Source organism: Bartonella sp. HY038 (genome assembly GCF_014117425.1).
Classification (GTDB): Bacteria; Pseudomonadota; Alphaproteobacteria; order Rhizobiales; family Rhizobiaceae; genus HY038.
This window is the reverse complement of sequence record NZ_CP059728.1, coordinates 1-14,987: the sequence shown is the minus strand read 5'-3', so window position 1 is coordinate 14,987 and position 14,987 is coordinate 1. Positions and strand designations below refer to the sequence as shown.

Below are 14,987 nucleotides of genomic sequence, written 5' to 3'. Positions count from 1 at the left end.
TCCCAATCTATTTAGCGTACGCGCCGCGAAGCGCAAAAAATAGAAACCGCGCCCTTCCATTTAGCGCTGTAGATTTCGATTTTTTTAAGCAAGTAGAAGCGTCAAAAAAACAATTAGAATTTTGCATAATCAGGTTTATCCATCAGGTGAGGAACGAACCTGTGGTTAAACTCGCATAAGCGACCCAAAGGGTTGATTGTGTAAAAACTAATTGCCTTACTGGATTTTCTTTGGGGCTGTCCTAGATAACAGAAGTTATGTAGGATTAATCCATGAGGAAAAGTCGTTTAAGTTGGTATAAGCAATGCAAACTTATTGAATTATTTATAGCAGGTTCTACAGCAAGAACAGCAGCTGCTTTAGTTGGCATTAATAAAACAACTGCTGCCTATTATTTTCATCGGTTGCGATTACTGATTTATCTCCACAGCGAACATCTAGAAATGTAGACAAGTGAAATTGAAGCTGATGAGTCTTATTTTGGTGGAAGTCGTAAAGGAAAGCGTGGTCGTGGCGCCTTTGGAAAAGTACCCGTATTTGGGCTTCTAAAACGTGATGGTAAGGTTTATACCGTTCAAGTTGCCAATACTCAAAAAAATACTTTAATCCCTATTATCAAAGAGCATGTCAAGCCAGATAGCATTGTTTATACTGATACCTATCGTAGTTATGATGTTCTTGACGTCAGCGAATTCACACATTACCGTATTAATCATAGCAAATTATTTGCGGATAAGCGTAACTACATCAATGGAATTGAAAATTTTTGGAACCAAGCAAAACGACATTTGAGAAAATTTAACGGCATTCCGCGCGAGAATTTTCATCTATTTTTAAAAGAGTGTGAATGGCGTTTTAATAACAGTGATCCCAAAATCCAATTTTCTATTTTAAAACAAATAGTAAAAGCGAATTTATTATAGTTATCTAGGACAGCCTCTTTTCTTTTTTTAGTTGGTATTTAAATATACACCATTAATGGAGAAACGTTTTCAAAATTTAAGCATTTACAAAGCTTTATCGACAGATCCTAATTTTCGGTTAACCGCATTAAAAAGTAAAAATGCAATAATTTGCTTTGGGAGTGCACAATTTTTTATTCTATGATGGTTAAATATTTAAGATGACCATTTTCATCTATAAAGAGCCTTATATTCTTTAGCAAAGAATGTAAAATTATACTCCAATTAATAAACACTAGAAACACAACTCAAGGATTTACGTTCTTGAATTAATTTTTAATTAGGTAAAGATATAGATAAATCATGAAATTTTTATGCAGTACGGTTTTAAAAAAAGAAAAAACTTTTCTTTTTTTATTGTTTTGGATGCTTTGTTTTTGGTATAGTTTATCAAGAGGAGTAGATGTTAATTGGGATTTAAGAAATTACCATTTATATTCTGTTTATGCGCTTTTTAATAACCGGATGTTTGTTGATGTTGCTCCAGCGCATCTTCAAACGTGGTTTAATCCATTTGTTCAAATTTTTAATTATTTTATTACAATTTATCTTGACCCGCGTATTGGCGCTTTAATTTTATCATTTTTTTCAGCATTAAATGTAATAATAATTTATACATTATCGCGTGAAATTATAAATGATAATGTTAATATTTACATCAATAAATATATTTCTTTAATAGCAGCAATTTGTGCTTTTTATTCGCCTACATTTATTTCACTTGTTGGCACAACATATAGTGATAATATCAATGCATTAATTTTATTGTTAATATTATATATAAGTATCAAATATAAATTTTCATTAAAGTCACTTATTGTTAGCAGCATATTATTTGGATTGTTGATAAGTTTTAAATTGACAAATATTATATTTTTCTTTCCGTTTATTACAGCAGTTTTAATGCAACCCAATCATAGAAATATAAAATCTATTTTTTTAATTGGGTTATCATCTATTATTGGATATATTCCTTTCGGTGCAACTTGGAATATTTATTTATATTATGTTTTTGGAAACCCTACGTTTCCTTTAATGAATAATGTTTTTCATTCGCCTTTTTATTATAATGTTTCATTAGTAGATAAACATTTTATTACTCATAGTTTGTTAGAAGCTATAAATATATTACCTAAGCAAGCACTTGGCGAAGTGGCAGTGACAACTGAGCGTCCATTTAGAGATGTACGTTTTTTAATTTTAGTTGTGCTGACTGTTTGTTTAGCACCTTTATTTTTTTTAAAAAGAACTGATAATCAAAGAATTTTCAAAACAAAGCCGATTATATTTCTTTGGATTATATTTGTCATATCGCTATTATTTTGGGTGAAGTTATATACCATCCAAAGATATATCGTTGCGCTAGAACAACTAGCACCTTTGTTAATATTTACACTTCTTGATAAAATTGGATTTACAAAGTTTAGCAAAGTTGCATCTATGTCCATCATATCATTTTTAATTTTGCTATTTGTGGTGCCTATGGATTGGGATCATCTTCCAATAAATACAAAAAAATGGTGGAAAGCAGATTATCCAGCTGAATTGCGCCAAGAAAGTGTCACTTATATTTTTTTAGAACATGAACCAATGGGATATCTCGTATTAAGTGCACCGAAAAATAGCGTATTCATTCGTATTGACGGTAATCTTGTAGAAATGGAAAATACTGGTTTAGGGCAACTTGCCAAAGACAAAATTAATATGAGTAAAGGTCAAATTAGGACATTAACGCGAGAAAAGTATAATGCTTCTTTTGATAATATTTTAAAAAAATATAATTTAAAATATAGTAGTGAAGATTGTATGCAGGTTAAGTCTGGGTTAGAAAGCCTTTACACTTGCTCATTGCAAAAAATAAAATAGTTATTTGTTTGAAGGTTAGAAACATGTTTGAAAAAAGTATTGCGATTGTAATTCCTTGTTATAATGAAGAAATTACCGTAGCAAAAGTTATCGAAGATGCAAAAAAATATGTACCTTCAGCTACTATATATGTTTATGATAATAATTCGACTGATAAAACCATTGAAATTGCAAGTGCAGCAGGTGCAATTATTAGGCGAGAAAAAAAGCAAGGCAAAGGAAACGTTATAAGAAGAGCCTTTAGTGATTTAAACGAACAGATTGTTCTTATCGTTGATGGTGATTCAACTTATGACTTGTCTTTTGCTCCTCAAGCATTAGATATTTTTATTAAAAACAAATTAGATTGTATAAATATAAAAAGAGTATCTGAAATAAAGGAAAGTTACCCTTTTGGTCATCGCTTCGGAAATAAAGCTTTAACAGGTGCAGTGCAATTTATCTTTGGACGGCAAATTACAGATATGCTTTCAGGATATAAAATTTTTTCACAAAGGTTTATCAAATCTTTTCCTATTTTATCAAATGGCTTTGAAATTGAAACGGAAGTAACAGTTCATGCGCTTGAGCTTAATGTTGCCATGGAAGAGTTAAGTGCTCTTTATGGTGAGAGGCCAGAAGGGTCGGAAAGTAAGTTATCAACGATAAAAGATGGTTTTTTAGTTGGTTTAACCATTTTAAAGCTTATCCAAAATGAACGCCCGCTATTATTCTATTCGATTTTTGCTATTATTTTTTTGGGATTGTCATTAAGCTTTGGTGTACCTGTCGTTGTGGAATTTATGAATATAGGTGTTGTTCCTCGGTTTCCAACTGCTATTTTAGCAGGGTTTTTAGCAATTTTAGGAATGATGAGCTTTATGATTGCGCTTATTTTAAATTTAGTACGTAAAATGCGTATTGATATGAAAAAACTTGCCTTTTTGGCGCTTAAAAATGAATAAATCAATTAAAGTTATTATTGTTGGAAGTTTAGGAGCAATTTTATTTTTTTGTCTTTTACGGTTTTACTTGTTTTTAGACATAAATCCATTAATATGCGGTATATTAACGTATATTATATGCTTTGTGTGTGTTTATACGGCACAAAGATTTTGGTCTTTTAAGGATGATAAGCCAAATAATAATTCACTTTATAGATATGCAATTGTTCAAGTAATATGCGCTATATTAGCGTCATTATTAACTGCTATATTTGCGCATTTGGAATGGAATGAAACGTTCATTTCAGGAGCGGTAACTGTTATAACATCTAGTTTTGGATTTGTAGGTACGCGTTTTTGGGCATTTATGTAAATGCAGGGGTTTATCGGTCTTGGCGCAAATATTATTCGTAATCTGCATTAACGTAAAAATATAAATCAAAAAAAGAAAATTCAGTTAAGGTAGTTAGTTTTTACACAATCAGCCTTTCAGGTCGCTACGCGAGTTTAACCACAGGTTCGTTCCTCACCTGATGGATAAACCTGATTATGTAAAATTCTAATTGTTTTTTGACGCTTCGACTTGCTTAAAAAAATCGAAACCTACAGCGCTAAATGGAAGGGCGCGGTTTCGATTTTTTGCGCTTCGCGGCGCGTATCTAAATAGAGTGAGAAAGAGAAGTATCTGTAAACGCCAGAAAATGGGAATTGTGAGCGAAGAAATTTTGACATCGAGCGAAAGAAACGTGACATTAAGCGAAAAAAAAAACCTTTTTTTTTTCGCTTATATGGTTTATGGTTTTCTTTCGAGTGTTAAATAATGTACTTAATATTTAACACTCGAAAGAAAACAGCTTGTTTATTTAAATGTATTTTAGAGAGATCCAATGAACACGATTAATTTGCGAAAACTAGAATATTCTCCTCATGAAAATCCCTTTATGGTATCAGGCTCTGAAATAAAAACACGACATAAAACAGTTAAAACTCGAGCAGCAAGACAAGAACTTGTGGATTCAAATACTGGCGAAGTCGTAGCAATGTCGATGATTCATGTCATAGAAGAACGTGATGATGAACATTTTGTAAAAGTATTTGCCGAAGGTGTGAGAGCAGCTTTTGATCTTTCCCGTACAGGCTATCGTGTGTTTGTTGCAGTTCTCCAGTCTTACCAGACTGAAAAATTGACCGGTGGCTTTGCGGATTCAGTTAATCTTATTTGGTTTGACGGCGGCTTAAATGGCGACAAACTGGAAATGACCGACCGGACCTTTCATAACGGATTAAAAGAATTAATTTCAAAAGAATTTTTAAAGCCAAAACTCCCTAATCAATATTGGGTAAATCCAGCATTGTTTTTTAAAGGTGATAGAGTTGCATTTATGCGTGAGTACAGAAGAGTACCGAAAACCAATAAAAAAATTGAACAAAATTCCTCTGAAAAAACCCTTTTTGATATCTAACTTTCAGTTAATATCTTAATGATAATGTCTGGTCATAAGGTCGGACGGAGGACGAAAATGTGACTGACGACAGAATATGGCTTACTTATGCTGATGCTGCGCAAAATTAGGGGTATCAGTAGACTCGGTAAGACGAAGAGCATGTAAAGAACACTGGGTAAGCGTAAAAATAATTTAGGTAAGTTGACCGTTTCGGTTCCAATCAAACAAGAATACAGAACCGGACAGGCTCCACATAATCATACTCATGAATTACAAAAGAAAATTGCTATTCTTGAAGTCCAATTAAAAGCAGAAGAAAATAGAGCTAATACAGCTGAAGTTGACCGCGATGCATGGAAAAATCAAGCCCAACTTTTAGCAAGACCCTGGTGGAAAAAACTAAATGGCTAGCTATCCAATTAGTTTCTGAAAACTCAATATTGACAGATAAATTGAGAAAATAATTTCAAGAGTGATTTATAATAAAATTGATATTCAAAATTTACTTCAGATAAATACATTGAACCCACCCTCTCAAAAACGATCGTTTAATTTTTCATAAAATTTAAGTTAGGTAAATAAAATCATGCAAATTTTATAAAAAACTGGACTTAATAAAATCTATCACATAACGTAATAATAATTTCTATTTTTACTAGGATAAACCTAGGCAGCAACCAGAATTTTTTTTACATAACTAATGAATAAAATTAATATTTTTGTATTTATATCCATTAAGGATTAATTATGCTCTCAACACATATTGGTTTTCCAACTGAGACTGTTATTGTTTTTCTTGTTTTGTCCATTGGCGCTATCTTTATCGACTTGTTTATGCACCGTAACGACCAAGAAATTTCATTGAAAAGTGCTGCTTTTTGGTCTGTATTTTGGATCATTGTTGCAATGGTCTTTGCGTTGTTTTTATATATCCATCACGGATCTGAGGTTGCTAGCCTATTTGTTACTGGTTATGCCCTTGAAAAGGTATTATCAGTTGATAACCTATTTGTTATGATGGCAATCTTTTCTTGGTTCTCTATCCCAGATCGTTATCGGCACCGGGTTTTATATTGGGGGATCATTGGAGCTATCGTTTTTAGAGCAATATTTGTAATGATCGGCACTAGCTTACTAAGTTTAGGACCTTACGTTGAAATAGTATTTGCTTTAATTGTTGCATGGACCGCCGTTATGATGCTTAAAAATAATGGCGATAGAGATGAAATAGAGGATTACTCTCAACATCTTGCCTATCGTTTGGTTAAACGTTTCTTTCCTATTTGGCCTAAGCTTGCTGGGCATGCTTTTCTTTTAACACAAAAAGAAGTAGATTTAGAATTACAAAAGCCAGAAAATAAAGATGTTGTTATTGGCCGTGGTGCAAAAGCAATGCTATATGCTACTCCGCTCATGCTATGTGTTGCTGTAGTCGAACTCTCCGATGTCATGTTTGCATTCGATTCTGTACCGGCTATCATCGCCGTGAGCCGTGAACCGCTTGTTATTTATAGTGCAATGATGTTTGCTATTTTAGGCCTTCGTACACTTTATTTTGTTCTTGAAGCTCTTAAAAAATACCTCTCACAATTAGAAAGAGCCGTTATAGTTCTTTTGTTTTTCATGGCCATTAAACTTGGACTAAACGCTACAGACCACATTTGGCATCATGGCTATAGTCTTTCTGCGGCTACGAGCCTTTATGTTGTTTTAGGCGTTCTTATTTTAGGTGTTGTTGCAAGCCTCATTTTCCCTGATAACTCAGAAGATAAAAAACAAGAACATTAATCCCGCATATTTTATCCTCAATAAATTAAAAATGGAAAGGACTAGTTTATGGGCGTATCACTTGCAAAAGGCGGAAATGTATCTTTAAGCAAAGCAGCTCCGTCAATGAAAAAAGTTTTGATTGGTCTTGGTTGGGACGCCCGTTCAACAGATGGGCAGGATTTCGATCTTGATGCCTCAGCATTTCTTTTAGGAGCCAGCGGTAAAGTTCGCGGCGATGCTGACTTTATTTTCTATAATAACTTACAATCATCTGATGGTTCAGTATTTCATACTGGTGACAACCGTACTGGAGAAGGTGATGGTGATGATGAATCTTTGAAAATTGATTTAGATGCAGTGCCTTCTAGTATAGAAAAAATCGTTTTTGTTGTCACAATTCATGAAGCTCAAGTTAGGCGTCAGAACTTTGGTCAAGTTTCTGGGGCATTTATTCGCTTGGTGAATGATGATAATGATATGGAAGTAGCCCGCTATGACTTAACTGAAGATGCATCTACAGAAATTGCAATGCTTTTTGGAGAGCTATACCGTTATAATAGTGAATGGAAATTTAGGGCCGTTGGACAAGGTTATGCTGGTGGTTTGGCTTCAGTCTGCGCACAATATGGAATTATTGCTAGTTGATAAAATATAGTTTTATCAAACTTATTAATTAAGGTGATGCAAAAATTAATATAAGTATTTTTATATAATAAACCTTAGATGACAATTTCTGCTCTAAATTAACTAAGTTTGATACAATAATCATTTATTTTAGTAATAATTAGCTTATTAAATTTCGTGCATAAGCACCCTAAATATATAAGATGAAGGTGTTTTAAGTTATTAAAATATAAAGAAAAGATATGTCTTTTCTTAATCATTGGTAACCTTATAAGGAATATTGATTGTGCGACGATTACCGGTATATTTACTTCTTGATTGCTCGTCTTCTATGTATGGAGAGCCAATTGAAGCCGTGAAAAATGGTGTTCAAACCTTATTGATGACTCTTAAGCAAGATCCATATGCACTTGAAACGGCTTATATTTCAGTAATTACATTTGGCTCAAATGCTCGACAAACAGTACCTTTAACCGATCTTTTAAGTTTTAACCTTGGACAGCTTACTGCTACAGGAACAACGGCATTGGGTGAAGCTTTGTCTTTAGTCGCTGCAAAAATAGGTAGTGAAGTTAGAAAAACGACTGCTGACGTCAAAGGCGATTGGCGGCCCTTAATCTTTTTGATGACGGATGGTGCTCCAACTGATGATTGGCGCAAGGGACTAAGCGATTTTAAAGCCGCAAAAACAGGTATTGTCGTTGCTTGTGCGGCAGGCCATGATGCAGATACTAAAGTGTTAAAAGAAATCACTGAGATTGTTTTACAGCTTGATACAGCTGATAGTTCATCAATCAAATCTTTCTTCAAATGGGTATCGGCGAGTGTTGCTGTCGGTAGCCAAAAGGTAGAAGCGGGAAAAAAAGAAATTCTTGGACTGGATGATTTACCGCCTCCTCCTTCAGTTGTGAATGTGGTTTTATAGTTAAATTGCTTAAACAGGGGATTTTATATGTCAGTTAGTTTGCGTAAAGGACAAGGCGTTAGTCTGCGTAAAAATGATTATGATCTATCTTTAGTGACGATAGGTCTTGGTTGGGATGTAAATGAAGAAAAAAAGGGATTCTTAGGCGGAATTTTTTCCAAAAAAAAAGATGAATATGATCTTGATGTCATTGCCTTTCTTTGCAATGCATCAGGTAAGATTGTATCTCAAGGAAATATTGAAAATGGCAAACCAACGTTGGTTGGCGGCGATATAATATTCTTTAATAATCTTAAACATAAATCAGGACAAATATGGCTTACCGGTGACAACCGTACCGGCGCGGGGGACGGTGATGATGAACAAATCATTGCTAAGCTTAATACTCTTGATCCACAATATGAAAAAATTGTGTTCATCGTTCAAATTTATAATGGGCAAAAGCTAAATCAACATTTTGGAAAAATAAATAACGCATTTATACGAGCAGTAGATGCCCGTAATGTCGAAATGGCACGCTTTGACCTTTCAGGTGGGGTTGCTTTCAACGGTCAATGTTCAATGGTTTTTGCCGAACTTATACGTGAATCTAACGGCTGGAAATTGAATGCTATTGGTGCCCCTTCCCCTTCAGACTCTTTTGTTACTCATTTAAGAAATTATATCTAAATGCGTAGGTTACCTGTTTATTTGCTTATTGACACATCGGGATCAATGCGTGGTGAATCAATCCATTCAGTAAATGTCGGCGTACAAGCAATGTTAAGCATGCTGCGACAGGACCCTTATGCTCTTGAAAGCGTATATATATCTATAATTACCTTCGATAATGAAGCACGCGAATTTGTACCATTAACAGCTTTACCAGACTTTCAATTCACTGAAATTACAGTACCCAATACAGGGGGAACATTTACCGGAGCAGCCCTTGAATGTCTAATGCGTTGCATGGATAGAGATATACACCGTTCAAGTGGAGAGCAGAAAGGCGATTGGCGGCCCCTTGTATTTTTGATGACAGATGGGGTGCCCTCGGATGCATGGGCATATAGTGAAGCTATAAAAGGGGTTAAAATACGTTCTTTTGGCTCTATTATTGCCTGCGCTATCGGACCTAAAGCGGGTTATGATCACCTAAAGCAATTGACAGACAAAATAGTCGCTTTGGAAACCCTTGATTCATCAGCCTTTTCGGGGCTATTTAAATGGGTTAGCGTAAATGTTTCCTCGGGTAGCTCGAGCGCAGGAGTAAACGGTAATACTAATGATCTGCCCCCGCCGCCGCCAGAAATACAGATTGTTTTTTAGTAGGATATAGATTTATTAAGGGGATATGGCTGATGGATAAAAACGATACGCTTGAAATCAAAATAGCTAAGTTTATTTTGAAGGAGATAGGTCAAGCGTATGAACCTGATTCTCAATTGGACTATATTGATAATTTATCCAAGGCGCTGCACGAGGCAAATGATTTTCAACAACTCTTAAAACAAATAAAAAAAGACATTGGTAAACCACATATTATTATTGATGATAATCATATTTTAGGTACTAATATTATCAACACTCAAATTTCAATAACAGAAATCTCTAGCGATGCTAAGCAAAGTGATATTGATAACAATAAAATACCAGATCAACAAAATAATTTAGATGAAAATCAAGAGAATAATAATCCTTGCCTAAACGAGAAAACACTAACAACAGATAGCCAACAAAGCAGCCATTTTTTTTCGTTACAAAAATCTAATTTATCTGAATATCCCCAAGAACCAATAATTTCAATTTCAATTGCCAATGCGCATATAGGTAAACCATTTGATGTGCCCATCAATATTATTGCTGATAATAATGATGTTGTAGAAATAATAGATATTATTTTTCCAGACGACATTGGCCTAGTTTTTTCAAAAGAAAATCAACGAGTAAAAGGCAATCCATCGCAAAGTGGATCTTTTCCTGTTCGCGTAAAATGGAAAATTTCTTCAAAATTTAGCGGTGAAAAAAAGATAAATTTTATTATTAATCCAGATCCTAAAGACCTTTGGGAGATTATTGAGCCTTCTGCTGAAATACCCTATCGTAAAGACCATATTGTCAATCGTGATCTCAGTGTTATGGGAGCTCATATTGCTGCCGCACGTCGCCGAGGGCGCTCGCATGAACATGCTGGGACCTACTGCGATGATGATTTTTATATTAAGAGTTGTGAAACGTCCGGTTGGTGCGTTTTACTGGTGGCAGACGGAGCAGGGAGTGCTAAATATTCCCGCGAAGGATCGCGAATAGTTGCTGATATTGTCGGAAATTATTTATATGACAAACTATGCAATGAAGTTGGTAATGAATTGAGTGATCGTATTTTGCAATGGAGTGAAGATGATCAACGCGAGGTTTGGAAAACTATAAATCTACTTTTTAGTGAGGCACTAATAAATGCTCTGCGCGAAATCAGCCGCGTGGCAGAGGAAGTAAATAGTGACACTAAAGCTTTTGCCACGACGGTATTGGTCACGATATGTTTGCGCGCCAATGGTGAATTATTTGCTGCTTCTTTTTGGTTGGGCGATGGCGCAATTGCAGCCTATGGACCAAGAGGAAAAGTTCGAATTCTTGGCATACCCGATAGTGGAGAATATGCTGGGCAAACGCGCTTTCTCGATGCTAGTATCATAAAGGATAAAAATTTCAGTAAACGAGTTAGCATAGGTAAATGGTCTGACGTATCACATTTATTGTTGATGACCGATGGTGTTTCAGATCCGCGCTTTGAAACAGATAGTGGTTTAAAGAATGTCCAAAAATGGGATGAACTAGTTGACGATCTTGCAGGCCCACTTTCTTATGAAGAAAAAGCCTCTTCGCATTTAGCTGATTGGTTAAGTTTTTTTTCTCATGGCAACCATGATGATCGTACATTAATCGTTTATTGGTGATTTTTAAACCAAGGTAGAATAAATGACAAATATTGTTACTTGCAAAACAAAAGATGGAAAGACCATCCAATATGTCGATGAAGTTATTGGCGCAGGTGCAATGAAAAATGTCTATTTCTCTCCTGATAAATCATACGTCGTCGCCTTTTATCATAGACCTCAAAATGATCAGGCAAGAGAACGTATCGATATGATTACCAGTCGTTATCGAAAAAATATATTTGAACAAGCGGGTGGTGAGTATTGGAAATCACTTTTTTGCTGGCCGACTCATGTTGTGGAACATGACGGTAAGCTTGGTATTGTAGTCCCGAGCTATCAAAAGCATTTTTTCTTTCGCTATGGTTCAAAAAATAATGATGCTCTCGGTATTAAAGGCAAGGAAAAGGAGGGGAAGTGGTTTGCAAGTGCGAGTAATCAAAGCAAATTTCTTGACCCACGTGAACGAGGAAATACACTTAATTATTTAAGAATTTGCATTTTATTGACCAGAGCAATTAGACGCATGCATGCTGCGGGTCTTTGTCATAGTGATCTTAGCTATAAGAATGTATTAATAGACCCTGAGCTAGGACATGCCTGTATTATCGATGTCGATGGTCTTGTCGTACCAGGTAAATATCCTCCTGATGTTGTGGGAACACCAGATTTTATTGCGCCAGAAGTTGTTAAAACTAGCTATTTACCAAAAGATGCTCCACATAGAATATTACCTAGTATTACGACTGATCGTCATGCACTTTCCGTTTTAATATACATGTACCTCTTTTTTAGACATCCACTGCGCGGAGGAAAGATTCATGATATGAATGATGAACTCCGTGACGAATTTTTATCTATGGGCGAAAGGGCTCTCTTTATCGAGCATCCTATTGATCGTAGTAATGCCGTCAAACTTAGCCAAGTGTCCCCCTCTTCGTTGCCATGGGCGGATCCGCAAAAAATCCCTTATACTATTATGGGGCCTTATTTAAAGGTACTATTTGAGAGAGCCTTCATTGAAGGATTACATGAGCCGACAAAGCGGCCAACCGCAGATGAATGGGAAAGTGCACTTGTCAAAACAGTTGACTTATTACAACCCTGCCAAAATAATGCATGTGAACAAAAATGGTATGTTTTTTCCGGTAAAACCAATCCCTGCTGCCCTTATTGTAATACTCCTTATAAAGGGAAATTACCTATTTTAAATCTCTATTCTTCTAGACAGGTAGGCTCTTACCGCTCTGATGATCATCGTTTAATGGTGTGGAACGGACAATCATTATTCCCTTGGCATGTTAATCGCCTTATTGCTCCAAACGAAAGAACTACCGAAGAACAAAAAAAACGAGTTGGCTATTTTGTCTTTCATAATGACCAATGGTGGTTAGTGAATGAAGGAATAAAGGGATTAATATCATTGGATGATCAGCGAACTATTGCCATCGGTGACAAATTACCACTAGTGAATAATGCGCAATTTATCTTATCTAAAGAAGAAGGGGGTAGGCTTATTGTCATTCAACTTATTGATAATTAATCATTTTAAATCTAGTATTATCAAATTGCTTTTTGCTATAATTTAAGTGGCTAACACCTAAGACTGTGATTTAATGAACGTTTTTGAGACAAAAAAAATTTGATAATTAAATAGCAGAAAGGCTGCTATTGAGTGTTCTCACAAATAGTCTTGAAATTATTTAAATGGTGAAGGACTATTTGCCAATTTTGATAATTTAAAGAATATTGGTGTAATCGCTCGCGCCATGAATAATACGTATTATCAAGATAGTATCTTCTTTAATGCGGTAAAATATGAGGTAATTACCAAAAATACATCGACGAATATTTAAATGTTCATATCGCGATACGAGGGGAAAACCTCGTGGTATTGAGGCTATATTCTCACATTTGGCGCGTATTTCTTGAACAAATGAATATGCACGTTTTGGATTATCGCTCGCTATGTAATCTGCAATTTTTTCAAGGTCATTTTGGGCTTCTTGGGTAAATTCTATAAGCATGCCGTCAATTATTCTTTTCAAGCATTAATTGGTATTTCTGTTCTAAAGCATCAAATACAGAGTTTGCAGATTTGGTATTGCCTGCTTCAGCATCTTCAATACCTTTATTAATTGCTTGATCAAGCATTACTAAGCGCATTTCTCTTTCTTGCACTAATCTAATGCCCTCGCGTAAAACTTCACTTTTAGAGCCATATCGGCCGCCATCAACGAGCTTTTGAACATAATTTTCAAGTTGTTTTCCTAAATCAGCACTGATCATTCATCTTCTCCGCTTTTATTGAATAGCATCTCATAAAATTGGTGTCTTATCAACTATTATCAATTAATAGTACTACTTTATTTTTGCCAAAACCATCGTCGTTTTTTAGTTAGTAAATGTTGAGCCTGCTCTTGCCATGCGTCGGCTTGAGTTTTCCAATTGTCACGATCTGTTATTGTGATTTCATTTAGCTTTTTCTCATTTAATAATTCAATTTCTAAGATAGAAATACGGTGTTGTAATTCTTGAATTAAATTACCTTTGTCATTGGTATCATTATGACTGTCTATAGTCTTGTCAATTGATAGTCGTGCGACAGGTATACCGACAGATATGCGACCGTCATTTCTCTTTTTTTTAGGCCACTTGTTTCTAGCAGCCTGCCTTCTTACAGATGCTTGTGCAATTCCTAGACGTGATGCTGCATCGTCATATGTCATAAATTCAAAGTCACCTGTCATATTGACAATCCTTCTGACTATCATTGTGACCATCACAATGACATTAAAGCATAATAAATATAATAAATTTATTTAGATTTCTTCAAACTCGATTTGGCTCTTATCGTTTTTTAATTTTTTTGGCGGCGATTTCAATCGATATTCCCTCATAAATGCAACTCTATCGCCTTTAAAAAATAAAGCTGGATTGACCCAAAATTGATTTGGGGCTCTATGAGCTAAGAAGCCTTTTTCAACGAGTTCTTTTAGTCCTCTTTGAAATGTTCTTTCGGATATGCCTATACTTTTTCCATTTAAGCCATCACCGAACCAATATAGAGTTAAACTATCGGCATAGCCTCCTGTCATTTTTTCCCGTTGGTATTCACCTAAAACAGATTGAAAAACTTTTGCTCCGGCCGCTTTTAATTCAAAGGCTGCTTTAACACCATCAGCGAAAACTTTAACAAAATGTTCTTCATCTTTTTCTTCAATAACGTGTATCATAGACATTGCTACAAGTTCACCTGTGCTTGAATCTACCAATTCTTGCATAGATGCCTTGGTCTTAACTGTTTTATGTCGTGTTCTTATTTCAGTGCCATGTTCCATAAATGGATTTTCTTGAAAAGAATAATTGGGTGATCACATATTTACTTTTGTTAAATTGAAGGTGTCATTCATTGCGTCAATATCCTCGGTTATTTTGACGTATCATGCGCCATTGAATAACGCTTGTCACGACAAAAAAACAAAAAAATTGTCGCGAAAAACGACTAATCTGTCGCGAGCGGTTTATAAAAAACAATAGCTTACATGCCTTCTCTT

The 14,987-nt window shown here is 35.1% G+C and carries 16 protein-coding genes and 1 pseudogene; 13 read left to right on the top strand and 4 right to left on the bottom strand.

The features are described from left to right. Nucleotides 1–272: 272 nt before the first annotated feature. The 13 genes and pseudogenes from H3299_RS15555 to H3299_RS15495 all read left to right on the top strand — a co-directional run bounded on the left by H3299_RS15555 (nucleotide 273) and on the right by H3299_RS15495 (nucleotide 12,973). Nucleotides 273–923, top strand: a pseudogene (locus H3299_RS15555) (IS1595 family transposase). Between the two features lie 342 nt (nucleotides 924–1,265). Beyond that, entirely contained in the window at nucleotides 1,266–2,828 is a 1,563-nt protein-coding gene (locus H3299_RS15550) for a hypothetical protein (protein ID WP_182419990.1), read from the top strand. A gap of 23 nt (nucleotides 2,829–2,851) precedes the next feature. Next, the gene (locus tag H3299_RS15545; protein WP_182419989.1) at nucleotides 2,852–3,772 is read left to right on the top strand and encodes a glycosyltransferase family 2 protein; all 921 of its coding nucleotides are present in this window, start codon (nucleotides 2,852–2,854) and stop codon (nucleotides 3,770–3,772) included. Then, complete coding sequence (locus H3299_RS15540) at nucleotides 3,765–4,124, top strand: GtrA family protein (protein ID WP_182419988.1); 360 nt, start codon at nucleotides 3,765–3,767, stop codon at nucleotides 4,122–4,124. The genes H3299_RS15545 and H3299_RS15540 overlap by 8 nt, the downstream gene beginning before the upstream one ends. Before the next feature lie 514 nt (nucleotides 4,125–4,638). Then, nucleotides 4,639–5,214: a hypothetical protein gene (locus H3299_RS15535; RefSeq protein ID WP_182419987.1), complete on the top strand. Its 576-nt coding sequence runs from the start codon at nucleotides 4,639–4,641 to the stop codon at nucleotides 5,212–5,214. A gap of 183 nt (nucleotides 5,215–5,397) precedes the next feature. Next, nucleotides 5,398–5,607: a hypothetical protein gene (locus H3299_RS15530; RefSeq protein WP_182419986.1), complete on the top strand. Its 210-nt coding sequence runs from the start codon at nucleotides 5,398–5,400 to the stop codon at nucleotides 5,605–5,607. Between the two features lie 336 nt (nucleotides 5,608–5,943). Further along, nucleotides 5,944–6,984 (top strand): TerC/Alx family metal homeostasis membrane protein, encoded by a 1,041-nt coding sequence (locus H3299_RS15525; RefSeq protein ID WP_182419985.1) that lies wholly within the window; start codon nucleotides 5,944–5,946, stop codon nucleotides 6,982–6,984. Between the two features lie 48 nt (nucleotides 6,985–7,032). Further along, nucleotides 7,033–7,611, top strand: a complete 579-nt coding sequence (locus H3299_RS15520; protein ID WP_182419999.1) for a TerD family protein — start codon at nucleotides 7,033–7,035, stop codon at nucleotides 7,609–7,611. Nucleotides 7,612–7,876: 265 nt separating this feature from the next. Next, nucleotides 7,877–8,515 carry a VWA domain-containing protein gene (locus H3299_RS15515; protein ID WP_182419998.1) on the top strand — a complete coding sequence of 213 codons (639 nt, stop codon included), beginning with the start codon at nucleotides 7,877–7,879 and terminating at the stop codon, nucleotides 8,513–8,515. A gap of 27 nt (nucleotides 8,516–8,542) precedes the next feature. Further along, the gene (locus tag H3299_RS15510; protein ID WP_182419997.1) at nucleotides 8,543–9,184 is read left to right on the top strand and encodes a TerD family protein; all 642 of its coding nucleotides are present in this window, start codon (nucleotides 8,543–8,545) and stop codon (nucleotides 9,182–9,184) included. After that, nucleotides 9,185–9,823 carry a VWA domain-containing protein gene (locus H3299_RS15505; protein WP_182419996.1) on the top strand — a complete coding sequence of 213 codons (639 nt, stop codon included), beginning with the start codon at nucleotides 9,185–9,187 and terminating at the stop codon, nucleotides 9,821–9,823. It abuts the gene before it with no gap. 32 nt (nucleotides 9,824–9,855) lie between these two features. Next, on the top strand, nucleotides 9,856–11,451 hold the full coding sequence (locus tag H3299_RS15500; protein ID WP_182419995.1) for a PP2C family serine/threonine-protein phosphatase: 1,596 nt from the start codon (nucleotides 9,856–9,858) through the stop codon (nucleotides 11,449–11,451). A gap of 22 nt (nucleotides 11,452–11,473) precedes the next feature. Further along, complete coding sequence (locus H3299_RS15495; RefSeq protein ID WP_182419994.1) at nucleotides 11,474–12,973, top strand: helix-hairpin-helix domain-containing protein; 1,500 nt, start codon at nucleotides 11,474–11,476, stop codon at nucleotides 12,971–12,973. A 196-nt stretch (nucleotides 12,974–13,169) separates the two neighbouring features. Here the strand turns inward: H3299_RS15495 and H3299_RS15490 are convergent, their stop codons facing one another. From H3299_RS15490 to H3299_RS15475, 4 genes are all read right to left on the bottom strand, one after another. After that, a complete protein-coding gene (locus H3299_RS15490; protein WP_182419993.1) occupies nucleotides 13,170–13,457 on the bottom strand; it encodes a type II toxin-antitoxin system RelE/ParE family toxin in 288 nt (95 codons plus the stop codon). Nucleotides 13,458–13,461: 4 nt separating this feature from the next. Further along, complete coding sequence (locus tag H3299_RS15485; RefSeq protein ID WP_182419992.1) at nucleotides 13,462–13,719, bottom strand: type II toxin-antitoxin system ParD family antitoxin; 258 nt, start codon at nucleotides 13,717–13,719, stop codon at nucleotides 13,462–13,464. Between the two features lie 77 nt (nucleotides 13,720–13,796). After that, nucleotides 13,797–14,180: a hypothetical protein gene (locus H3299_RS15480; protein WP_182419991.1), complete on the bottom strand. Its 384-nt coding sequence runs from the start codon at nucleotides 14,178–14,180 to the stop codon at nucleotides 13,797–13,799. A 72-nt stretch (nucleotides 14,181–14,252) separates the two neighbouring features. Continuing rightward, nucleotides 14,253–14,771: a replication/maintenance protein RepL gene (locus tag H3299_RS15475; RefSeq protein WP_246708279.1), complete on the bottom strand. Its 519-nt coding sequence runs from the start codon at nucleotides 14,769–14,771 to the stop codon at nucleotides 14,253–14,255. Between the last annotated feature and the right edge of the window lie 216 nt (nucleotides 14,772–14,987).

Bases quoted from the DNA above. Each gene is read 5' to 3' on its own strand.
- H3299_RS15480 (WP_182419991.1), bottom strand. From the start codon at position 14,180: ATGACAGGTGACTTTGAATTTATGACATATGACGATGCAGCATCACGT.
- H3299_RS15490 (WP_182419993.1), bottom strand. From the start codon at position 13,457: ATGCTTATAGAATTTACCCAAGAAGCCCAAAATGACCTTGAAAAAATT.
- H3299_RS15475 (WP_246708279.1), bottom strand. From the start codon at position 14,771: ATGGAACATGGCACTGAAATAAGAACACGACATAAAACAGTTAAGACC.
- H3299_RS15540 (WP_182419988.1), top strand. From the start codon at position 3,765: ATGAATAAATCAATTAAAGTTATTATTGTTGGAAGTTTAGGAGCAATT.
- H3299_RS15505 (WP_182419996.1), top strand. From the start codon at position 9,185: ATGCGTAGGTTACCTGTTTATTTGCTTATTGACACATCGGGATCAATG.
- H3299_RS15535 (WP_182419987.1), top strand. From the start codon at position 4,639: ATGAACACGATTAATTTGCGAAAACTAGAATATTCTCCTCATGAAAAT.
- H3299_RS15525 (WP_182419985.1), top strand. From the start codon at position 5,944: ATGCTCTCAACACATATTGGTTTTCCAACTGAGACTGTTATTGTTTTT.
- H3299_RS15495 (WP_182419994.1), top strand. From the start codon at position 11,474: ATGACAAATATTGTTACTTGCAAAACAAAAGATGGAAAGACCATCCAA.
- H3299_RS15500 (WP_182419995.1), top strand. From the start codon at position 9,856: ATGGATAAAAACGATACGCTTGAAATCAAAATAGCTAAGTTTATTTTG.
- H3299_RS15485 (WP_182419992.1), bottom strand. From the start codon at position 13,719: ATGATCAGTGCTGATTTAGGAAAACAACTTGAAAATTATGTTCAAAAG.
- H3299_RS15550 (WP_182419990.1), top strand. From the start codon at position 1,266: ATGAAATTTTTATGCAGTACGGTTTTAAAAAAAGAAAAAACTTTTCTT.
- H3299_RS15520 (WP_182419999.1), top strand. From the start codon at position 7,033: ATGGGCGTATCACTTGCAAAAGGCGGAAATGTATCTTTAAGCAAAGCA.
- H3299_RS15545 (WP_182419989.1), top strand. From the start codon at position 2,852: ATGTTTGAAAAAAGTATTGCGATTGTAATTCCTTGTTATAATGAAGAA.
- H3299_RS15510 (WP_182419997.1), top strand. From the start codon at position 8,543: ATGTCAGTTAGTTTGCGTAAAGGACAAGGCGTTAGTCTGCGTAAAAAT.